20 protein-coding genes, 1 pseudogene, 1 riboswitch and 1 other annotated feature are annotated in these 23029 nt (G+C 34.2%); of the genes and pseudogenes, 15 read left to right on the top strand and 6 right to left on the bottom strand.

Annotated features, from left to right (window positions below):
- Positions 1-13 precede the first annotated feature (13 nt).
- Positions 14-148 (bottom strand): DUF3934 domain-containing protein, encoded by a 135-nt coding sequence (locus Q3V31_RS02435; protein ID WP_000047588.1) that lies wholly within the window; start codon positions 146-148, stop codon positions 14-16.
- Between the two features lie 408 nt (positions 149-556).
- Positions 557-816, top strand: a binding site (T-box leader).
- Positions 817-886: 70 nt separating this feature from the next.
- Between Q3V31_RS02435 and asnA the strand changes: the two genes are divergently transcribed.
- The 3 genes and pseudogenes from asnA to Q3V31_RS02420 form a co-directional block, all read left to right on the top strand.
- Positions 887-1870: an aspartate--ammonia ligase gene (gene asnA, locus Q3V31_RS02430; protein ID WP_000284895.1), complete on the top strand. Its 984-nt coding sequence runs from the start codon at positions 887-889 to the stop codon at positions 1868-1870.
- A 136-nt stretch (positions 1871-2006) separates the two neighbouring features.
- Positions 2007-2120, top strand: coding sequence for a helix-turn-helix transcriptional regulator (locus Q3V31_RS02425; protein ID WP_000052040.1), 114 nt, complete (start codon positions 2007-2009; stop codon positions 2118-2120).
- A 128-nt stretch (positions 2121-2248) separates the two neighbouring features.
- Positions 2249-2587 (top strand): annotated as a pseudogene (locus tag Q3V31_RS02420) (helix-turn-helix domain-containing protein); the annotation flags it as partial.
- Between the two features lie 290 nt (positions 2588-2877).
- Here the strand turns inward: Q3V31_RS02420 and Q3V31_RS02415 are convergent.
- Entirely contained in the window at positions 2878-3330 is a 453-nt protein-coding gene (locus Q3V31_RS02415) for a VOC family protein (RefSeq protein WP_016129107.1), read from the bottom strand.
- 452 nt (positions 3331-3782) lie between these two features.
- Entirely contained in the window at positions 3783-5012 is a 1230-nt protein-coding gene (locus tag Q3V31_RS02410) for an aspartate kinase (protein ID WP_000448058.1), read from the bottom strand.
- Between the two features lie 202 nt (positions 5013-5214).
- Positions 5215-5401, bottom strand: a riboswitch (Lysine riboswitch).
- A gap of 192 nt (positions 5402-5593) precedes the next feature.
- Here Q3V31_RS02410 and Q3V31_RS02405 point away from each other — a divergent pair.
- From Q3V31_RS02405 to Q3V31_RS02395, 3 genes are read left to right on the top strand one after another with little or no spacing between them, the layout of a single operon-like run.
- Positions 5594-6502 (top strand): DoxX-like family protein, encoded by a 909-nt coding sequence (locus tag Q3V31_RS02405; RefSeq protein WP_329761909.1) that lies wholly within the window; start codon positions 5594-5596, stop codon positions 6500-6502.
- A gap of 4 nt (positions 6503-6506) precedes the next feature.
- Entirely contained in the window at positions 6507-7127 is a 621-nt protein-coding gene (locus Q3V31_RS02400; protein ID WP_000247280.1) for a DUF4166 domain-containing protein, read from the top strand.
- Positions 7124-8749 (top strand): YndJ family protein, encoded by a 1626-nt coding sequence (locus Q3V31_RS02395; RefSeq protein ID WP_016129108.1) that lies wholly within the window; start codon positions 7124-7126, stop codon positions 8747-8749. Before Q3V31_RS02400 ends, Q3V31_RS02395 begins: the two co-directional genes overlap by 4 nt.
- 28 nt (positions 8750-8777) lie before the next feature.
- Here Q3V31_RS02395 and Q3V31_RS02390 read toward each other — a convergent pair whose 3' ends face one another.
- Positions 8778-9263: an 8-oxo-dGTP diphosphatase gene (locus tag Q3V31_RS02390; RefSeq protein ID WP_016129109.1), complete on the bottom strand. Its 486-nt coding sequence runs from the start codon at positions 9261-9263 to the stop codon at positions 8778-8780.
- A gap of 169 nt (positions 9264-9432) precedes the next feature.
- Between Q3V31_RS02390 and Q3V31_RS02385 the strand changes: the two genes are divergently transcribed.
- The 4 genes from Q3V31_RS02385 (at position 9433) to Q3V31_RS02370 (ending at position 14082) form a co-directional block, all read left to right on the top strand.
- Positions 9433-10677: an N-acetylmuramoyl-L-alanine amidase gene (locus Q3V31_RS02385; RefSeq protein WP_097871806.1), complete on the top strand. Its 1245-nt coding sequence runs from the start codon at positions 9433-9435 to the stop codon at positions 10675-10677.
- Positions 10678-10936: 259 nt separating this feature from the next.
- Positions 10937-12316, top strand: a complete 1380-nt coding sequence (locus Q3V31_RS02380) for an S-layer homology domain-containing protein (protein ID WP_016129111.1) — start codon at positions 10937-10939, stop codon at positions 12314-12316.
- Between the two features lie 195 nt (positions 12317-12511).
- A complete protein-coding gene (locus tag Q3V31_RS02375; protein ID WP_001161148.1) occupies positions 12512-13774 on the top strand; it encodes an MFS transporter in 1263 nt (420 codons plus the stop codon).
- A gap of 29 nt (positions 13775-13803) precedes the next feature.
- On the top strand, positions 13804-14082 hold the full coding sequence (locus Q3V31_RS02370) for a hypothetical protein (protein WP_016129112.1): 279 nt from the start codon (positions 13804-13806) through the stop codon (positions 14080-14082).
- A gap of 19 nt (positions 14083-14101) precedes the next feature.
- Here the strand turns inward: Q3V31_RS02370 and Q3V31_RS02365 are convergent, their stop codons facing one another.
- Positions 14102-14566 (bottom strand): hypothetical protein, encoded by a 465-nt coding sequence (locus Q3V31_RS02365; protein WP_000823167.1) that lies wholly within the window; start codon positions 14564-14566, stop codon positions 14102-14104.
- Between the two features lie 242 nt (positions 14567-14808).
- Here Q3V31_RS02365 and Q3V31_RS02360 point away from each other — a divergent pair, with 242 nt between their 5' ends.
- From Q3V31_RS02360 to Q3V31_RS02345, 4 genes are all read left to right on the top strand, one after another.
- Positions 14809-16251, top strand: coding sequence for a carbon starvation CstA family protein (locus tag Q3V31_RS02360; protein ID WP_329761908.1), 1443 nt, complete (start codon positions 14809-14811; stop codon positions 16249-16251).
- A gap of 89 nt (positions 16252-16340) precedes the next feature.
- Entirely contained in the window at positions 16341-17153 is an 813-nt protein-coding gene (locus Q3V31_RS02355; RefSeq protein ID WP_097871810.1) for a polyphosphate kinase 2 family protein, read from the top strand.
- A gap of 179 nt (positions 17154-17332) precedes the next feature.
- Entirely contained in the window at positions 17333-17872 is a 540-nt protein-coding gene (locus tag Q3V31_RS02350; RefSeq protein WP_097871811.1) for a PadR family transcriptional regulator, read from the top strand.
- A 36-nt stretch (positions 17873-17908) separates the two neighbouring features.
- Positions 17909-19657 carry an MFS transporter gene (locus Q3V31_RS02345; RefSeq protein ID WP_097871813.1) on the top strand — a complete coding sequence of 583 codons (1749 nt, stop codon included), beginning with the start codon at positions 17909-17911 and terminating at the stop codon, positions 19655-19657.
- Here Q3V31_RS02345 and Q3V31_RS02340 read toward each other — a convergent pair.
- On the bottom strand, positions 19595-21517 hold the full coding sequence (locus Q3V31_RS02340) for a leucine-rich repeat domain-containing protein (RefSeq protein WP_240514142.1): 1923 nt from the start codon (positions 21515-21517) through the stop codon (positions 19595-19597). The genes Q3V31_RS02345 and Q3V31_RS02340 overlap by 63 nt on opposite strands.
- Before the next feature lie 174 nt (positions 21518-21691).
- Here Q3V31_RS02340 and Q3V31_RS02335 point away from each other — a divergent pair, with 174 nt between their 5' ends.
- Positions 21692-22960 carry an MFS transporter gene (locus tag Q3V31_RS02335; protein WP_016129114.1) on the top strand — a complete coding sequence of 423 codons (1269 nt, stop codon included), beginning with the start codon at positions 21692-21694 and terminating at the stop codon, positions 22958-22960.
- Positions 22961-23029: the final 69 nt, after the last annotated feature.

The following is a 23029-nucleotide window of genomic DNA, read 5'->3' as shown; positions in this document are numbered from 1 at the left end:
GACACTATTTATTTTACTTCTTTGTACCTTTACTTTTGTATGGCTTTGCAGCTGCCTTTTTCTTTGCACTTGATTGCCAACGGTTCCATCCTTTACTTCCTGTACCTTGTCCTACACCTTTTTTCGGTTTTGCTTTCGTTTTACTCATATGATCACTCCGTTATATAAAAAATCTTATTTGATAATAGCCAATGTTTTAGAAAAATACTATCGATAAATGACTATGCTTGCTTTAAGTAAAAACAAACTGCTTGAATGCTATAGTATACCATGAAATTGCGAGTAAACTGAAAGGAATTATAAAGAAAATGAAAATAATAAGAAATACTGCGGATTCCATATTTCGAACAATCACATTACTTGTGGTATATATGTTAGTTTCAATTAGTGAAACATTTTTTGGATTGAAGAGACAAAGGAAATAAAAATGTTATATTAAGAACAGTCGGTAAAGACGTAAAATAAAGAATTGAAAAATATTTGGAAACTTTTTGTTGACTTTCTCTATTTTTTGTATAGAATAATCATTAATAAAATGTTTCAGAGATGTGACAACAAAACGACTATGAAAGGACGAGTAGTAGTAGGACGTAGTTTAAGCGAGTCAGGGACGGTGTGAGCCTGATACGAAGCCTATTATGAAGAACCTCCTGGAGTCGCTAACCAAAATCCTTTATAGGAAAGTAGACTTAGCCGGGAACTTCGCCGTTACAAGAAGAACAGTATCGAGATTTTTTCATCTCCGTACTGTATAAGTGAGCAACCTCTGTTGCTAATTTGGGTGGTACCGCGGAACCAAAGCCTTTCGTCCCAGTTTTTTGGGGAAGAAGGGCTTTTTTTGTTGGCTTCTTTTCACAACATCCAAACATTTTAGGAGGAAACCACCATGTATCAATCATTAATGACAGTAAGAGAGACTCAAATCGCAATTAAGGAAGTTAAAACATTTTTCGAGGATCAATTAGCAAAACGCCTTGAATTATTCCGCGTATCTGCACCATTATTCGTAACGAAAAAATCAGGATTAAACGATCACTTAAACGGTGTAGAACGTCCAATTGAATTTGATATGTTACATTCAGGAGAAGAATTAGAAATTGTTCATTCACTAGCGAAGTGGAAAAGATTCGCATTACATGAATACGGATATGAAGCTGGTGAAGGTTTATATACTAACATGAACGCGATTCGTCGTGATGAAGAACTTGATGCAACGCATTCCATTTATGTTGACCAATGGGATTGGGAAAAAATTGTTCAAAAAGAATGGCGTACTTTCGATTACTTACAAAAAACAGTACAAACAATTTATGGAATATTCAAAGAATTGGAAGATCACTTATTTGAAAAGTATCCGTTCCTTGGAAAGTATTTACCAGAAGAAATTGTTTTCGTTACTTCTCAAGAACTAGAAGATAAATATCCAGAATTAACACCGAAAGATCGCGAACATGCAATTGCGAAAGAACATGGTGCAGTCTTTATTATTGGAATTGGAGATGCACTCCGTTCAGGTGAAAAGCACGATGGACGCGCATCCGATTATGATGATTGGAAATTAAACGGTGACATTTTATTCTGGCACCCAGTACTACAAGCTTCATTCGAATTATCATCAATGGGAATTCGTGTTGATAGTAAATCACTTGATGAGCAGTTAACGAAAACGGGAGAAGACTTCAAACGAGAGTATGATTTCCATAAAGGTATTTTAGAAGATGTACTACCATTAACAATTGGTGGTGGTATCGGCCAATCAAGAATGTGTATGTACTTCTTACGTAAAGCACATATCGGTGAAGTTCAATCTTCTGTATGGCCTGACGATTTACGTGAAGCTTGCAAGAAAGAAAACATTCATCTGTTTTAATAGAAGAGAGAGGATAACTCAAAGAGTTATTCTCTCTTTTTCATTGTGTAAACGAATGGTTTACATTGAATTTTACCAATAGTTTCTTTCTTTTTTATCTCCTATTATGTAATAATTTGTTAAAGGAGGGGACGTTATGAGTTTAGGACAACAACTTAAAAAATTAAGAGAATCAAAAGGGTATTCACAAGAAGATGTTGCTAAAAAGATTGGTATAACGAGGCAAGCAGTGTATAAAGTGAAACTTTAATCAGTGGGCGATTTATCCTACTGATTATTAGTTGAACCAATCGGACTTTTATAGGCAGTTAATCGAATCTGGCTGCCTTGATTGTGCTTAAAAGCTTTGATGAGATTTACTGCCTGTTAAAGCGGGGTAAGTGGGAAAATGATAAAAGTTGCCCTGATATTGAAAATTTAATTTTATTGAGCGAAATGTATAATGTTACGCTCGATGAGTTAATAAAAGGGAACCGAAATTTAAAAGAGAAAATACATATTGATGAAGATGAGGATTTTGAGAAAGAGAATGAGTTTGGTTTTTATATTGGGTTTGGTTTGCTAATTATGAGTGCTTTCATTGATTATGAAGGAATTCAAGAGATTTTATTAGGAATTGCACTTTTCATGATGGTCTTTTATTCTGACGTGAAGAAAGTTATTTTGAATGAATTTCGCTCGTTATTTAAAGGGAAAAATATATATGATAAGAAGTGAGAAGAGGCCGTTATATTTCCTGGGAAAGGGTATTGTAAATAACTCGATTGTTTTATAATGATTTTTAGATGTAAAGAATATGTTAAAAAGCTGTTTGTATAGAGTCTTGAAATCTATGTGTAAAATGATAATAAAGTTATTTAATTTTAAAAGCCCAAACAAGCATAACCCCCGTTCTAAAGTTAGGACGGGGTTGAAAATCTAAGTTTTATTGAATAAGAATTTTCTTCAAATATTTTTACTTCAGTACTGTATATTTCAGTAAAGACTTTTGATAAAACATTACTTACTTATTTGTTACCGAGTTCTTCCGCTAAACCGATTAAAATTCCTTCGGTTCCACGAATGTAGCAGAGTCGATACGAGTCCTCGTACTGAACTACTTCGCCAACGAGCTGAGCACCATGCTTAGTAAGTCTGGATACCATTTCGTCAATGTCTTCAACGGTGAACATGACGCGCAGATAACCGAGGGCGTTTACAGGAGCTGTCCGATGATCTGCTATAGTAGGTGGGGTGAGGAATCGCGAAAGTTCAATTCGACTGTGGCCATCTGGTGTAACCATCATAGCAATCTCTACGCACTGAGAACCGAGTCCTGTTACGCGACCAGCCCATTCACCTTCGACAGTGGCTCGCCCTTCGAGGTTCAAGCCAATCTCCTCGAAGAAAGATATTGCGTCATCAAGGGATTCTACAACGATGCTGACATTGTCCATTCTTAGTAATTTGTTTTTTGTCATTGTCTTTATCTCCTTATGTGTAAAAATATATTAATTGATCATCCTCATAATTATACTATTAAAAAGTTACAAATTCCTTCTAAGCAAAAATACCTTGTCACAGTGTAGGAAAAAGTGACAAGGTGTTTTCGGGTATAGTATATACCATCTTGTTAACGAACAACACTTCGTAAAACATCTACTATTGAAATGTGCGCGAACTTTATTTCGTGAATGCTATCATGTTCAAGTGGTTTCAAGAACTTGATACTGTAGTTGCTATTCGATAAAATAACTTCGACTTCCCCACAAAATATTCCTATCCTGTACGCCATTAAATGGCCCGATTGTTGTAAACGACTTTATTTTAACGTAAATAACTTTCTTGTCACTCTATACAATGCAAACAGCTTTCTATTTATATAGGTAGGAAATAGATTCATATAATTTATTGTAAGTTTTACCGGTGGAAATTAGCTCATTTGCACTAAAGGCTCAATTTTCGCCATAAATGATTGATGTAGTGCTTCAACACCATCTACTAAGTGAATACGGTCAATTACAACTGATACTTTAATTTCCGATGTACTTACCATTTTAATATGAATACCGCCTTCTTTTAAAGTAGTAAACATATTCGCAGCGACACCTGGGTTAGATACCATACCTGATCCTACAATTGATACTTTTGCTAAATGGTTTTCATATTCTACAGATTCATAGTGAAGTGCTTCTTGATTTTGTTCCAATACTTCTAATGTTTCTCTTAAATCATTAGAATGGATTGAGAAAGAGAGGTGAACAGTTCCTTCATTTGTAATACTTTGAATAATAATATCTACATTAATATGTGCCGCTGCTAATGTAGAGAAAACTGTTGAAAGTGCACCTTGTTCTAATCCTTTAATTGTGACGCGTGTAATATTATCCTCAAATGCAATACCTTTAACGATTGATTGTTGTTCCATGTTACATTCTCCCCTTACAATTGTTCCGTTTTCTTGTTCCATACTTGATCGTACTTCTAAAACTACATTATGATTTTTAGCAAATTCAACAGCGCGTGGGTGTAACACGCCAGCACCGAGATTGGCAAGCTCTAACATTTCGTCATAAGAAATTTCATCTAATTTATAAGCATCTTGTACAACGCGTGGATCAGTCGTATATACGCCGGTTACATCCGTATAAATATCACATTTTTTTGCTTTTAATGCCGCTGCTAATGCAACAGCAGTCGTATCAGAACCACCGCGTCCAAGCGTTGTAATTTCATGCTTTTCACTAACTCCTTGGAAGCCAGCTACAATAACAATCGTACCTTCAGTAAGATAAGACTGAATTCGATCTGTATGAATGTCAGTAATCCGTGCACTACTATGTACAGATTCTGTCGTAATACCAGCTTGCCACCCTGTTAATGAAATTGCGTTATAACCTTTTGTTTGTAGTGCCATTGTTAATAATGAAATGGTTACTTGTTCTCCTGTAGATAGGAGCATATCCATTTCACGTTTACTTGGATTTTCAGTAATAGCGTTAGCAAGTGCGACAAGTTCATCTGTACTTTTTCCCATTGCTGAAACGACAGAGACAATGCTATGTCCTCGTTCATATTCTTCAATAATTAAATTTGCTACATGTTGAATGCGTTCGACGCTTCCAACAGAAGTACCGCCAAACTTTTGTACAATCGTTTCCATTACGAATTCCTTCTTTCGTCCATTTTTAAGAATAGGTTAGGACATATACAAATCCCAATATTCCTGTAGTTACCAGAGAGAAAAACAAAAAACACCATCTCAAATAAGTGAGGATGGTGCTGTTACAGGAAAAGGGAAACAGAAAACGGAGCTAATAAAAAAACCGCCAAAAAAGGAATATCATAAAAAATGATATCTCTTTTTTGTAGATAGCTCTTCACACGTACATGTCTGTACATATGACAGTTCTGTTTCTATTCGAAAACAGCCCCAATCGATAAATGCAGAGAAATTTATCAATTTCGGCAACACTTCCTTTCTTCTAAATTCATAGACATCTCTGTGTCTCCTTTAGAATACTTATAAGCGTTGCAACCTCTATCTCACGTTTTAGGCGAGAGTGTTTGATTTATGAAGTTGTTGGTAACATTTGTTTTATAATAATTTAAATTTTTCAGGGAATCAAGTGTTTTATATATTTTTTAAAAATTCCATCTTTTTTGGGGGGTAGTTTGTGAAAAGTGTAGCAAAATAAATTCATAGCATGTACATTAAATTTATAGTGCATAGGAGGTGGAAGAATGAAGGGGAAAAAGCCTATTTATGTTTCAGCAGAAATGAACACAACAATGGAAAAATTATGGGGATATACACAGGAACCAGATATACACACAGAATGGGATGCTCGCTTTACTGAAATTTCGTATTTAGAGAAAAAAGAAGGAGAACCGCAGAAGTTTTTATATAAAACTAAAATTGGATTTGGACTTGAAATAGCTGGTGAAGGGGAATCGATAGGAGAAATAAGAAAAGAAACGGGTGAACGGATTTCTTCTTTAAAATTTTGGACAGATAATAAATTATCACTTATTCAAATGGGGCGTGGTTATTGGAAGTATACACCGCGTAAAGAACATATTTATTTTGAGACGCAATATGATTATGATACAAGGTTTGGTCGTATAGGAAATATGATAGATCCATATGTTTTTCGACCCTTATTAGGTTGGGCGACAGCATGGAGTTTTGATGCTTTAAAATTATGGTTAGAAAAGGGACTTCATCCTAAGTTGCTAATTAGAAGAACAATGACGTATTGGCTCGTTTGCTTTCTATTTGCCTTCGTATGGTTATATCAAGGGATTGTACCAAAATTGATGTTTACTCATTCAGAAGAAGTAAAGATGCTTTCTGCACTAATCGGATCGAATGAAAGTAGTATTTTTATACTTAAAATAGTTGGATTTTTAGAAATAATATGGGGTGTTATGTGGCTATTGCCACTTCAAAAGCGAAAACTATTTATATTGCATATTATATTGTTGATAGTTTTAACATTAGCGGCAGGATCGACGAATATCGCTAGTTTTACGCAACCATTTAATCCAATTACATTAAACCTTCTTTTAATAGGGTTATCGATTGTCGGTTATATGAATTGCACTAATTTGCCAAGCGCAAAAAATTGCAAGAGGAAGAGAAAGGGATAAATGTATGGTTAATATTTATGAGAGATTATTAGGAGATACCTATAAAAATCTTCATCCAAAATTACAGAAGCGATATGCGATTACAGAAGAGAATAGTTTTACAGGAGAAGGGGAAATGGATGAAATTTACGGTGGCTCTTTTTTCGTTAAATTAATTTTGAAAATTGCATCGAAGTTTCGAATGTTTTTCTCTGAGCGAGGAAAGAAGGTGCCATTTACGATACATAATACCGCTGAGCGAGATGAACAGGGGAAAGAATTTGTACGGTGGAATCGTACTTTTTATTTTCATAATAAGAAAAGATATTTTAACGCTGTTATGCAGCTGGATGAAGAGAATAATGAAATTGTAGATTATTTTGGTGAGCCACATTTACTCGTTTCTACATTGAATTTTTATATTGATGAAAAGGGCGGGATGCATATTTCTTCAAAGAAACAATGGTTTTTTATGTTTGGAAGAAAAATACCGTTACCTAGATTTTTATACGGAGAGGCGAAAATTGTAGAAAGTTATGATGAAACACTACAATGCTTTCGAATTCATGTACAAGTACGAAATCCGTTAATTGGCTCACTATTTTCCTATAAGGGGACATTTGTGGAAAGGAAATATACGAGATGAAAAATATACTATTTGGGCTTGCTTGTTATATTATATTTCTAATATACGAGTGGTCGAATGTAAATCCTGTTGAAGCAATTATATTGTTATCTATTTTGTTATTTATACCGATGTCTTTTTGTATTATTGACAAGAAAAAAAGAAATGGATCGTATGTATTATTTTATAAATTTGTATCGTTTTTATATCCAATCGCAGCAATCAGTGCAATGCTAGCTTTCGTAACAAATCATTATTTATTTGCGTTACTTTGGTTTGTATATACAGGAATTGTTGCGTTATTTGGTATAAGTAGATTGCTAGAAAGAGGATTGAAACCGTTAGAGGAGACAGCTATCGATAGTGCGTTTATGTATTTGTTTTTAGGTGGTTTCTGGTTTTTTGCTTCTGTAGCAAAGCTTTCCATTATGCACTTTAGTTCCGACATTGTTTTGCTTACAGCTGCACACTTTCATTATTCGGCATTTCTATTGCCGTTATCAGCTGGTTTAATTGGGAGGAAAAGAGAAAAGAGAAGTAAAGTATATGATGCTATTATGTTTGTCATCGTCATTTCACCTATGACAGTTGCAATAGGAATTACGTACTCGAGGGTATTTGAATTTTTTGCAGTGTTCCTATATTTATGCGCTATTTATAGTTATGGGATTTATGTTTGGCGCACGAAATTTAATGCTATTAGTGCAAAGATTCTCCTGATCATATCTTCTAGCACACTCATGGTAACAATTATGTTTTCACTTATATATTCATATGGGAATTTGAAACATGTAATGACGATTACAATTGCACAAATGGTCTGGATTCACGGCGTGGTAAATGGAATTGGAGTAGCGTTACCAGCATTTGTTGGCTGGATGATTGAAAAGAGTACTCCGAATTATAAATATTATGGGAAACCAATGAGCAGGTTAAGAGGAACCGCGACAGTTGGTGAAGCATTTTTACATAACAGAAATTTAATAGATAGCAAGGAATACAAAGGTTTAGTTGATAAAATGAATGATTTTCATAGTGAGGCATTTGACGCGATAAAGATTCCTTTAAGTATTATTCGTTTTTATGAAAATACAAAAGAGTATCAGTTACAATCGCATATTAAATGGACTCGTTGGTTCCGCCCGGTTGCATTTTGTTATGCAAAAATGAGTAAGCGTGTAGGACAAATACATTTAGGAATGGGCGGCAAGTGGGAAACGATGCATGGTTCTATCATGGGGATAATAGATGAGAAGGATGGAAGAGAGAATGTAAGGGCTTGGCTAAGAAAAAATGAAGCAGGAGAATCTATTTTTGTAGCTCTTTACTCAAAACATACACATAAGAATGAGACGTATATGAATATTGGATTACCTTTACCATATTCGAATATGACGGGAGTTTTGAAATTATGTAATAAGAGTAATGATTTAATCATTACTAGTAAGCTGAGAAGAAATGGTAAGGGAGATGAAGGGATATACTTACATACTCGCTTCTTTACAATACGCTTACCATTAGCAGAGACTTTTATGATTAAAGAGGGCAAGGATCAAATATTAACAGCTAACCATCGAATGTGGATATTCGGAGTTAAGTTTTTAGAAATTGATTATGAGATTAAGAAAATAGAAGAGAAGTAAGAAAAGCTTGGAGAGATTCCAAGCTTTTTTATGTATGGGTAATTGTCATAGCAACTTGTTTATCTAAGTCTTGGTCCCAAACACGTTGAATTTCAAACGTACTTTTTTCAAAAAATAATGGGAATCTTTCTTTAAACCAATCTTGCATAGGAAGATTTAGTGCTGTATCGATTGGTACCCATAATAATTCGCCTTCAGGAGGATTCAAAAGGAGTTCACCTTCAAATGAATCTGTCCAATAATTAAATACCATATATCGAACATTTTCTTTCGGATTTACGTATTCATCTAATCCCTTAAAAGTTAAATTTGAAACAAGTAATCCAGTTTCTTCTTTTACTTCTCGTTTAGCAGCTTGAACGATACTTTCTGGGAAATCTACTTTACCACCAGGAGCGATGTAACCAGGGAAGCCTAGATGGTCAGGGCGTTTTATAAGTAAAACTTCATTATTTCGCTGGATCATACACATCGTGTAAATACGGTGTTCTATATCTTTCCAATTGTTGCTCATACGAATCTCTCCTCTTATAAAACCTTATAGTTTTTAACTATAGTTATATATGACAAAAAATACAATAATAATACAAAATTATACAAATTACAATTGACTATTACTAATTTTCAGAACTATAATTAGTCTGTTATATAAAAACATTGTACTTGAGAGGGGAATATATTCTATGAAAAATAGAATAATCGCAGCAGGAATAATCGCAGCTAGTATATTATCTTATTCACCTAGTAGTTTCGCACAAATAAAAACGTTTCCAGATGTCCAAGCAGGGCACTGGGCAGAAGATTCTATTAACTACTTAGCAGAAAAAGGCGCAGTTACAGGTAACGAGAAAGGAATGTTCGAGCCTGGAAAAGAGATTACTCGTGCAGAAGCAGCTACAATGATGGCTAAAATCTTAAACTTACCATTCGATAAAGATGCTAAACCATCTTTTGGTGACTCTCAAAACGGATGGTATACCCCATACATCGCAGCTGTAGAAAAAGCTGGTGTTGTTAAAGGGAAAGGCCCAGGCGTATTTGATCCAACTGGGAAAATTGACCGGGTTTCAATGGCCTCTCTTATTGTAGAAGCTTACAAATTAGATTCTAAAGTAAATGGTACTCCAGCAACTAAATTCAGTGATTTAGAAAAAAGCTGGGGTAAAGCAAAAGCTAACATCCTAGTTGAATTAGGGATTTCTGTTGGTACTGGTGATAAATGGGAGCCTGAAAAAATTCTAACTAAAGCAGAGGCAGCTCAATTTATTAAAAAGGCAGATTCTCTTAAAATAGGTAACCCTTTAGTAGAAAAGGTAGTTATTATTGATCCTGGTCATGGAGGATTTGATCCAGGGAATCCAGGACAAGGTGTAGAGGAAAGTAAAATTGTATTTGATATATCTTTAAGATTACAGCAATTGTTAGAAAAAAATACACCTTTAAAAGCTTTGTTAACACGTGAAGAGAACGGAAATCCAGGAAGTAACAAGAATGAGTCTCTTGTGAATCGAGTGAAATTTGGTCAAGAGAACAATGCAGATATATTTGTAAGCATTCATGCAAACTCTTCTGAAAATCATGATGGTCATGGAACGGAAACATATTATTATAAAAAATCCAAGCGTGGAGAAGAGACACAGATTGAAAAGGATAGCGAAGTATTAGCGAAAAAAATTCAAAAGCGAGTAGTAGAGGCACTACATACAAGAGATAGAGATATAAAAGATGATCATTCATTTTATGTAGTAAATAAAAATACAGTACCAGCAGTTTTAACAGAGCTTGCCTTTATTGATAATAATATAGATAATGGCAAATTAGCTACTGAATCAGGAAGACAAATTGCTGCAGAGGCAGTTTATGCTGGTATTTTAGATTATTATGAGTGGAAAGGTTTCAATGTTTCAAAGTATCGTTTAGCTAAATAAAAAACATCGTTTGTTAAGCCCATCGTCTATATAGAGATGGGCTTTTTATATGTGTTTATATAATTTTGTATCGAAATAAAAAGATATATCGTATTATGCTGATTATAAATAAAATAATGGTAGATTAGTTTATTTTTATCACGTATACTTTTACTGTTGACTAATTAAATTAAGAGTTTGTTAGTTTAATAGGGAAAATTTTATTATAAAGGGAGGCAAGTTAACACGGGACAAGCATATACATAACGTGTTAAAAAATATGAAAAAAATTATTTCTAATGTGTTAGCAGTGACAGTCGCACTTCAAGTAGTGATGGCTCCAGCCACTTCATTTGCAGCTGAAAAGGAATTTCCAGACGTTCCGAAAGGTCATTGGTCATATAAGGCAATTACTAATTTAACGTCAAAAGAAATTATTGCAGGATATGATAATGGTAAGTTTGGATTTGGGGATATTGTAAATCGTGAGCAAGTAGCCGCATTAATATATCGTGCATTAAAACCAGAAGCGAAAAGCGAGTATAAAAATCCATACTCTGATATTAGCGAAGGGACAACAATGTTCCGAAAAGAAATTTTAGCTTTAACAGATATGGGGATTTTCGTAGGTGACGGTAAAGGAACATTTAGACCGAAAGAATCTTTAACTCGTGCTGAAATGGCTGTAATTTTACAAAAAGCTTTTAAACTAAAAGTAAAAGCTAATCATACATTTAATGATGTTCCGAAAAATCATTGGGCAAATGATGCGATTAGTGCATTAGAGTCTAACGGCGTTGCTGCAGGTAATGGTGCAGGTGCATTTAATCCAACTAGTGTTTTAACACGTGAAGAATATGCGCAATTTTTATATAATGCCATGGCATCATATATCGATTTAGATGTAACATTACCTTCTAATGTAACACCTCAAGAGATTGATAATTATATTAAAAGATATCATCCCGATAGTCCGCTTGTTGGAGTTGGACAAGACTTTATTAAAGCGCAAAACGAGTATGGCGTGAACTCTTTATATTTAGCAGCACATGCAATCTTAGAGTCTGGATACGGGAAATCAGAAATTGCATATCGTAAACATAATTTATTTGGACTACGAGCGTATGATTGGGACCCATTCGCACATGCAAAATACTTACCATCTTATGGATTAAGTATTTCATACAATGCTGATTATGTGAGAAAGAATTACTTAGAACAAGGTGCTAAGTATTTCAACGGTTACACATTACCTGCGATGAATGTAATGTATTCAACTGACAAAGAATGGGCTGGCAAAATCGCCAATATTATGGAGCGTATTAAGCCTTTCAATAACAAAGATTATCAAAATGTAAACCGATTGCCGAAAAACCCTAATACATTAAATGTAGAGGCATTAGGTGAAGCAATTCCATATAAAGATTATGCGAAAGATGCGAAAGCTACTGTTCAATCAGTAGGATCTTACTATCAAGTTCCATTCCCGTTTAACAATCCAATTAAGAGTGTACCAAATGTTACACAAAATGAAGTTGGAAAATTAGAGAATGGTAAAAAAGTAAATGTATATCGTGAAGATCCAAATGGCTGGGTAGAATTCTCATTTGAAAATGCTCAAGAAAAGTATTGGACATTGAAGAAGAACTTAAAATTATAAATAAAAAAGGTGTTTTCATATATGAAAACATCTTTTTTATTTGTATTCAACACGTAATATTTGTTGATTCATTATGATTTTCTTTTTATATTTTTACCGATGATTAACAGTTTCGTATATAATTAAAAGTATTGAAGTTTGAATTTTCTGTGTTTAACCCTAGATATTAACTTGATTTGAAAGGAGGAGAGAGATATGCAAGGAGAAATACCGACAGAGAAGAATTTAGGTTATGTCGGTAAATTGTTATTGCCAGTTAAAGTGTCACCACACTTTAAGTTTTTATGGCTTGGGCAATTACTTTCGACTTTAGGTAGTTCGGTAACGATGGTTATTCTGCCAGTCGTTGTATATTCATTAACTGGTTCAACAGTTGTAATGGGAATGACTATGGCAATGTACATGCTTCCTAATATTCTTGCGTTACCGTTTGCTGGATTAGTCGTGGATCGAATTGACCGGGTGAAATTGATGTTATTTACAGATATAATCCGCTGCATATTAATGATGTTATTTGCAACACTTATATTTATGGACGTTTTAACAATTCCACTTTTATATGTACTCGTGGCATTATATGGACTTATGGAAGGTATATTTCAGCCGGCGTATTCAGCTGTAAGAGCAAAAGTATTTGTACCGGAAATTCGAAATGCAGCTAATGCATTAACGCAAATGAGTAATCAAGGTATACGACTAATTGGACCGGCTCTTGGAGGATTAATCGTTTCAGTTGCATCTGCTGGAATAGGATTTGGACTGGATGCAGTAACGTATTTGCTATCATTTTTATGTTTATTATTTTTAAGAGAAATAAAGTTTAATAAAGTACAGAAATTTGAAAGAAATAAAGTCAATTACAAAAAAGATTTTATGGAAGGGATTCTTGTTCTAAAAAGTCATCCGTGGCTATGGATTACAATTTTAGTCTTTTCTTTCATAAATATTTGTTATGCAGGAATTATCGTTGTATTAATTCCATGGTTGTTTAATGTTCATCATCATTTTGAAGCTTACGTATATGGATTGGGTATGGCTTCTTCTGGTGCTGGAGCTGTAATTGCAGCACTAATTTTTGGTGGGAGACAGCAGTGGCGGAAGAGGGGATTACTAGCATATGGTGGTGTGTTAATAAGTGGAATAGCACTATTAATTATGCCTTTCGTTTCTTGGGCACCTGCTTTAATAGCTTTAATGGCAATGGAAGGATTCGGTATGATGATATTTGGGCTCATTTGGGAAACAAGTTTACAAGAGCTTGTACCAGAAGAAGCTTTTGGAAGAGTGGCAAGCCTTGATATGTTAGGTTCATTTGCTTTATTACCATTAGGGTATGTGGTTGTAGGCTGGTTAGCTACTGTAATAGGTGGAAAGATAACAATTATAATGCTAGCTATTTTAGTACTCATAACAATTGGAATGGCATTGTCTGTACCAAATATTCGGCGGTTCGATTGATTATGTAGGCTAAAAGGGGGATATGGTATATGACTATAGAAAACCTACATGATTTAGTAATAGGTGAGTTAGGTTGTAAATATGTTTTGGGAGAAAAGGTATTTGCAGCAAAGAATTTTACGGTGTATATTGCGACTCCTATAGAAAGTAAAATGGCATATAATCGATTCATCTTAATTAAGCATTTGTCTAATGAAGGGCCTTCTGTACATGTTTGGGACAAAAAAGTTTGTGTAGACGCTACAAAAATACATATTGCAAGAGAATTGACAGAAGCAATTCAATCGGGTTTTGTAAATAAAGAGTAAGCCCTAATCAAATTAGGGCTTACTCTTCATTAAACACAAATGTTTGTTTCATTTTTTTACTCTCATTTACTGGATGGCCGTTGTAAGAGAATTTTTTTTCTTCCCAAGTAATGACGACTTTAAAATTATGGCTATTAAAGTCTAATGGGAATACCATGTAGTCAAAGCTTGTATGACTTTTTGAAACGTTGTTATTTGATGTATTAGGATTAAAAGTAGCTTTAGATGTAGGTGTGTTATCAAGTATTTCCACTGATACATTTGAGACATCATTACCGATGTTTTTTACGAATAAACTATACGTATCATATACACCGTGTTTTGGCTGTACTGCTTGCTTGTTTGAGTTATGAGATTTGTCAATTTCGATATACCACTGTTTAGACTTTGACGCAATTGGTAGTGATTGAAATGTGTATGCACTAGCTTGTATTGGTAGTGCTAAACAGATTAGTGCAAAGAGGGAAAATATTTTTCGTTTCATCTTTAGAGAGCTCCCATTCTTTAATGGATTTATTGGTTATTATCTTCTCTTTGGGAAAAAATATACCATATAATGTAAGGTGGCATTGTAAATAAGAGAGGCTGTTTTTTATCTTATAAAAAGAATATACTAAAAATTCCGTATAAATAATTTATTTAATATAGTTAAATATGCTAGAATAAATTGAAAGCGATTTCTTATATAGAAATAAGAAAATGCTTTCTGAAGGGGAGGGGATAGACGTGATTACATTTTTAGTATCAATCGTCGTATTGATAATCGGTTATTTTACATATGGAAAGTTTATTGAAAAGATATTTGGAGTAAATTATTCAAGAAAGACACCAGCTTATGTGAATCAAGATGGGATAGATTATGTACCTATGGATAGGCGAAAGAATTCTATGATTCAATTACTTAATATTGCAGGTACTGGTCCTATATTCGGACCAATATTAGGTGCTTTATATGGTCCAGTTGCATTTGTTTGGATCGTTATCGGAGCGATTTTTGCAGGGGCTGTTCATGATTATCTTACAGGGATGATTTCTATTCGAAATAAAGGGGCGCATATTCCTGAATTAGCAGGGAAATTTTTAGGAAATGCAATGAGACATATTGTAAATATCTTTTCACTTTTACTTTTAGTATTAGTAGGAACGGTGTTTATAACAACACCAGCATCATTACTTGATATCGTATTGCAAGGGAAAGTATCAATAACTATTATTTTATCTGTAATTTTCATATATTATATTTTATCGACTATCTTACCGATTGATAAAATTATAGGTAAAATTTATCCGGTATTAGGTGCATTATTGCTAATAAGTGCTATTGGCATAGGGGGAATGATGATAATAAAAGGCTCTCCGATTCCAGAGCTAACGTTTGAAAATATGCATCCAGACAATGCACCTATTTTCCCATTATTAATGTTGACGATTACGTGTGGTGCCTTATCAGGATTCCACGCAACACAATCACCAATTATTTCACGTACACTTCAAACGGAGAAACATGGCCGTTATGTATTTTTCGGTATGATGATTGCAGAAGCGATAATTGCAATGATCTGGGCAGCTGCGGCAATGAGTATTTTCTCTTACGGTGAATTAAATGAGCTAATTAAATCGGGTACACCAGCTGCGGTTGTAAGTGAAATCTCGAAGACGATGTTAGGTGCTGTGGGTGGCACAATAGCTGTTCTTGGTGTCATTGTATTACCAATTACATCTGGAGATACAGCATTCCGTGCGGCACGTTCTATTATTGAGGATTACTTCCACTTCAATCAAACAAAATTAAAAAATCGCTTAATTATTGCGACTCCATTATTTGTTATTGCATATGGTTTAACGAAAATTGACTTTACACTATTATGGAGATATTTCTCTTGGGCTAACCAATCGACTGCAGCCATTGCGTTATGGATTGGAACGATGTATTTATTCATAAAAGGGAAACCGTATGTTGTTTCCTTAATTCCAGCGATATTTATGACACTCATGACTGTAATTTACATTTTAAATGCAAAAATTGGTTTTAATATTCCGCTAAATACATCGTATATTGTAGGTGCGGTTATTACAGTTATTTTAACTGCTGTATTCTTTATGAAAGCTGTGAAAAATAAAAATGAGAATATTGAAGTAGATGTGCAATTAGAGAAGGAAGCTGTGTAGAGATTTTTCTACACAGTTTTTTCTAATGTGAAAAAATTACCAATAATATGTTAAAATAGCATTGTCTTACAACAAGGGGGATTTGATTTATGGAAAATGGATATCTTGTCAATGTAGATTTAACGAAAAGAATTGAATCAAAATCCAAGTACAATAAGAAACTTGAAAAATATCAAATGCGCTTATTAGCACTACAGCAAATTTTAAAAGAAGAAAAAATCGCTGTTATGCTCGTTATGGAAGGGTGGGATGCAGCAGGTAAAGGCGGAGCAATTAAGCGATTGACTGAACATCTTGACCCGCGTGGATTCCAAGTAAATCCAATTGGCGCGCCTGCTCCTCATGAAAAAAGGTATCATTATTTACAACGTTTTTGGCGGAAACTACCTCAATATGGGCAAATTACTATATTCGACCGTTCATGGTATGGGCGTGTATTAGTTGAACGTGTTGAAGGTTTTGCTACAAAAGAAGAGTGGACGAGAGCGTATGGTGAAATTAATGATTTCGAAAAACTATTAACTGATGATCATTATATAATAGGAAAGTTTTTCTATCATATTAGTAAAGACGAACAGTTAAAGAGATTTACAGAAAGAGAGAACAATCCTCTTAAAAGATGGAAAATTACAGACGAAGACTGGCGTAATCGTGAAAAATGGGATGAGTATGTAGAAGCAATGGAAGACATGTTTGAAAACACAAATAAACCGAATGCGAAATGGAATATTATTGCGAGTAATGATAAATTATACGCTCGTTTGAAAACATTGAAAGTGATTATTTCATTAATTGAAGATTATTTCTTAGAACATAATATAGAATTACCTTCGTATTATTATGAAATAAAAGAAGGTAAGAAAAAGGAAATTAAATCTGTGCAAGATGCAGGAGTCAAATAGTAAAAAGGTATGTATAGGAAATATGAAGGGAAGCTGTCTTGTAATTTGGTTTTACCAAATTACAAGACAGCTTTTTTAGTTAGAAACATTTTACAATTTACAGAATAAGGTATATAATCAATAATCATATTAACAATGTTAATATGATTATTGATTATATACTGTGTGGGGGTCTTATTTTGAAGGGAAGAGATGTTGTTTTAGGTTTATTAATGGAAAAAGAATTGTCTGGTTATGACATTAAAATTGTGTTTGAGGATGTATTTACTTACTTTTTTGATGGAAGCTTTGGAATGATTTATCCAACGTTACGACAATTGGAAAAGGAGGGGAAAATTAAAAAAGAAATTGTCATGCAAGAAGGGAAACCGAATAAGAAAATGTACTTTATTACAGATGAAGGGCGTGAAGAGTTTTATAAATACATGCAAACGGATGTAGAGAAAGACGTTTTACGTTCAGATTTTTTAATGAGGATGTATTTTGGTAATTATAGTGATGATAGGACGATAAAAAAATGGATTGAAGACGAAATTGAAAGGAAAGAAGCGTACATTGCGGATCTTCGTTTGAAATATGAAAAATGGAGAGAAGGTATTACTTTCGTTGAAGAAATTTCGCTCGATGTAGGTATTGCATCATATAGTGCACAAGTAGAGATGTTGAAGAGGAAGTTACAGCAATTAGAAGCAAAAGAAAACAATAAAACGGAAGAATGAAAAACACGTTCACAATAAATAAAGGGGTAGATTAACATGGAGCAGTCAAAGGGTATTAAGATTGTCTTTTTAATGTGCTTAGGTATTTTTCTTTGTATGATTGATACAACGATTATGAATATAGCTTTACCAGCAATACAATCGAGTGTAAATACTTCATTAGAGAAGATGTCTTGGATATTAAATGTTTATACAATGACGATTGCAGTACTCGCAATCCCGCTAGGACGGATAGCTGATATTTTTGGGAAAGCAAAGGTGTATATTCTCGGTTTAATTATTTTTGGTGGTGGATCAGTGCTTTGTGCTTTTGCTAATACAGGTGACTTCCTTATTTTTTCTCGTTTTATACAAAGTGTTGGAGCAGCAATTTTATTTCCGACAAGTATGGTAATTGGTGTATCAGCTATGCCGTTAGCAAAGAGGCATGTTGCACTTGCTATTTTAGGAGTAACGCAAGGATTGTCAGCTGCACTTGGTCCGGTAATAGGCGGAATTATTACACAAAATGTAGGATGGAGATGGGTGTTCTTCGTCAATGTTCCGATTTGTATTCTTGGAATCATTTTATGCTGTATTATGCTACAAATAAAAAATGAAGAACGTATTATCTCAAAAATTGATTGGATTGGGCTTATATTAAGTAGTTCAGCGATTTTCTCTTTTACTCTCATACTAGTAAAAGGTAATACATGGGGATGGCAAAGTAATATTGCTTTGTCTTGTTATGCAATTAGCACTATTTCTCTTATTCTATTTGTTTTAGTGGAACGAAAGATTCATAATCCAATGGTGAATTTAAATTTATTTAAAGATCGAATGTTTGTCGGAGCGTCTATCGTTGTTATATTAAGTAATTTATTCTTAATTGGCGTTACTGTATTGCTTCCAACTTTTTTGACAAAAATACAGCACCGAACGGAAATTGAAGCTGCTTTTCTAGTGACACCTATTTCAGCGATGATATTTTTTATCTCACCTGTTGCAGCAACTTTAATTAAAAAGCTTGGAAAAGTAACTATTATTTTGTCAGGGTTTCTTGTTATGGGCCTATCCTACTATTGGTTGCAAATGATTGACGTCAATTCAACAAATATAGAAATTATTATTCCGTGTATGATATTAGGTGTTGGATATGGTTTAGTAGTGGGACCAATTACAGTTTTAAGTGCATCTTCGTTTGAAGGAGAATTATTAACTGCTTCTCAAAGTGTTGTATCAATGTTGCGGCAAGTAGGGATTGTATTAGCGGTTGCAATATTTGTATCTAATTTAACTCACAACTTATCTTTAAATAAAGAGAATGTATATCGTTATGCAGAAGAAAAAGTGCGTAATATTCATGTGAATAGTGCTCAGCAAGCTGAGATATTACAGGTAACAAAAGAAAAAATAGAGAAACAAAGTATAGAAACAAATGTAGAAAAGAAACAAAATGAAACATTGGTGGGATTAAGTAAAGAGAAAAAAGACGAACTAATTCACCAAAAAGTGGATGAAGTATTAAGTGGCGTTCCAGTAGAATATAGAGATATAAAAAGAGAAGAAATTACGAATCAAGTAACAAAAGAAGTTGAAAAACAAGAGGAGAGTATAAAGAAAGAAGTACTTGCATTTTCAAAAGATGTAAGTCGGTATGCCAAAAATAAGATGGCTATGAGTTTTACTGATTTATATAAAGCGAGTGTTCCAGTTATTTTAATTTGTGCTTTAGTAAGTTTGTTATTTTGGGAAGGCAAGGCTTTGAGTAAAAAGAGAAGGGAAAGAGTGGTAGAGGAAGTGTAAAGAAAAATCTGGGTTTAATTCGTTAAACTTATGACTGTAATGCCTCTTATTATTAAAACCAACAAAATCTATGCCGATGCAAGGTTCTAAATTACCATCTACAACTTTAGAATCCACGAAGCTTAAATGTTTTAACTTTGGTAGTTCTTTAATGAATTGTAGATTTTGTATGTTACCACAACTTGATAGAATGAGCGTTTCTAACTCTGTTAAATAACGCAAATAGTCGTGATTTTTAATTTTACTGCAATGATCGAATTCGACGTATTTTAAAGTTGAAGCATTGTTTTCGATTTCATCAATATGTTCTAAATTTCTTACATAATTGATTTCTAAATGTTTTAATTTAGGAAATGCTCTACATCCTTTTAATGAGTTAATGTTCCCTTGTGTAATTCTTAGTTTTTCAAGGTTTTGTAAAGACATTAATTCTTCAAGGTTTTTTTGTTTCGGTTTGTATTTCCAAATGTATAGTTCTTTTAAGTTAGAACAAGATTCGAACCCTGTAATGTTTTTATTCCACTGTATGTAAAGCTCCTCTATATTTTTAAAGCTTTCTAGTGCTGTTAAGTTTAAAGAGACTTGTGGTTCTTCTAGTGATAAAGAGTTTAAGTTTTTTAATTTATATAAAGCTGAATAATCGGTAATATAGGTACTATTAATTTGTAGCGCTTCGATTTGCGGACAGCGTTCTAGAAAATCAAGGTGCTCCATACTATACCTAAGGTCATTAATGTAAACTTGGGTATAGTTGTTTGTATGAATGAATTCTACGTATTCATCCAGTCTGTTTTCATGAATTTGTACGGTGCCATCCATAACTAAAAAGTCTTTTGGTTTCTTCTTGATAGATATTTGTAAAGGATTCGCATATTGAAATATTACCGTTTTGTTTTCTAAAATAGTTTCAATACTTGTTTTAACATTAGAAACACTGTCTTTTTCTTTGTATGCTATTAAAATAGACTCTATTTCTGACGGATCTGTTAATAAAATTGTGGGATTCATTTCATGTATTATATCTTCATTTGAAGGGATACAGTTTATCATTGCATTCAGTGCTATTAAACTTAATGGTTGTCCTTTTGTTAGCCAAGATTTAATGCGTGTCCAAGTTAGTTGTGATACTGCAGCTAATCGTCCCCAATCGCTATGAAATGATACTGCGTTTTCCTCTATCCAATCTAATGTTGCTGAGGATTGAAAAGAATGTAGACAAATGAAGGATGTGGTCGGAAGCTCCCTCTCTAATACTGATTTTAGCTTTTCTATTACTAAAGGAAATGCTTCTTCAAATGGTAAACAGTAAGCGGCAGCGTGTGAAAGAGGTGCAATTAAATCTTCATCAAATTCCTTCCACAGTTTTCTTATCCAATCAGAGGCATTTTCTCCTAATACACATATAACAATCTCGAGTAATCGAGTTTTAATTACGCCATTTATCGTGTTAGAAAAGCGGTTCATAACAGCATCTAATATTTCGCTTTTATCGTACATATTAAGAGCTTCAATTTCTTCTTCTTGAAGAAACCATCGAGTCATTGTGTAATCAAGTAAGTTTTTAAAGTTTGAGCGAACTTCTTCTAAAGTAGGCGCGGGTGTAAGTTTGTGCTCATCCATCTCTAATTCTGGTTGCGTCGCCTCACCATCTCCTTCATAAAAATCGTCGTGCAAATAATACTTATAAGGTGAATGAACGATTGCAAGATTGTACCATTCATTTGGATGTAAAGATAATGAGATAAGACGTTCATGACATTGGCTACATAATTTATAAGGTTGATTTGCTTCATCAGATTCTTCTATTTGCTGTACTGGATTATGTTTGCAAGCTTCGCATAATTCTAATGTTTTTTTCATTGTTTTCTCCTTGTATATTGTGAATAGTAGTATTTTTAATATAGCATGAGATAAGTAAAGTATAGTTAGAGATTTTTTAATAATTAAAGCGACGGATGAAAAATGACATTGAATATGTAACGTTAAACATAGTACATTAACAAGAGTAATGAATTTTATTAAGTGGGTGAGAAAATGCTAGGTAAGGCGGATGCTTCAATAAGTAACCATATGTATACAGAAGAAGAGCAACAAAAATTATATAAACGAACGTTACTAATCGTAAGTATTTCACAAATGTTTGGCGGAGCGGGGTTAGCTGCTGGAATTACAGTAGGTGCACTTCTTGCGCAGCAAATGCTTGGGACAGATGCATATGCAGGATTACCGGCTGCTATGTTTACAATGGGATCTGCGGTAGCGGCTTTCTTTGTGGGGAAGTTATCGCAGAAATATGGTCGCCGAATAGGACTTGCAACAGGGTTTATAGTAGGGGGACTAGGGGCTATTGGAGTTGTATTGGCTGCGTTAACAAATAGTATTATTCTTTTACTAGTTTCTTTACTCATATACGGTGCAGGTACAGCGACGAATCTACAAGCTCGTTATGCTGGTACCGATTTAGCAGATAAGAAGCAGCGAGCAACTGCTATTAGTATTACGATGGTTATGACGACTTTTGGTGCGGTAGCTGGTCCAAATTTAGTAGGTGTAATGGGGAATTTTGCTGATTCAATTGGAATTCCTAACCTTGCTGGTCCGTTCATATTATCAGCAGCGGCATTTATACTTGCGGGTCTTGTTCTTTTTGTTATGCTTCGTCCAGACCCGTTAATTATCGCTAACATAATAGAAACATATAAACAAGAACATACATATAAAGGGCAACCAGTAACAGAAGAAATGATAGAAAATAAACGTGGTGTTACTGTTGGAGCAATCGTAATGATACTTACTCAAATAGTGATGGTTGCGATTATGACTATGACGCCAGTACATATGGGACACCATGGTCATGGACTAAGTGAAGTAGGGCTAGTCATTGGATTCCACGTAGGGGCAATGTACCTTCCATCGCTTGTTACAGGAATGTTAATTGATAAAATTGGCCGTACTACGATGAGTATAGCTGGTGGGATGATTTTACTTGCAGCGGGTGTCATAGCTGCGATAGCACCGAGTGATTCTTTACTATTATTAATTGTTGCTCTTTCTTTACTTGGATTAGGGTGGAACCTTGGATTGATTAGTGGTACAGCTCAAATCGTTGACTCCACAACTCCTTCTACACGTGCTAAAACACAAGGGAAAATAGATGTTTTTATTGCGTTAGCCGGAGCTTCAGGTGGAGCGATGTCAGGAATGGTAGTAGCTAATTCCAGTTATGCGGCATTATCATTAGCGGGAGGGGCTGTAGCCTTACTGCTTATTCCAATTGTGATATGGTCTCGGACAGGTAAATAAAATTTAAATGAAAGAAGCGGCGTTCAAAGGGAGCTAATAAATCCTTGAATGCCGCTTTTTGTGATTAAC

The sequence above is a fragment of the Bacillus nitratireducens genome, from assembly GCF_036320425.1.
Lineage (GTDB): Bacteria > Bacillota > Bacilli > Bacillales > Bacillaceae_G > Bacillus_A > Bacillus_A nitratireducens.
The sequence above is the reverse complement of the archived record's forward strand: the minus strand, read 5'-3'. Positions and strand labels throughout refer to the sequence as shown.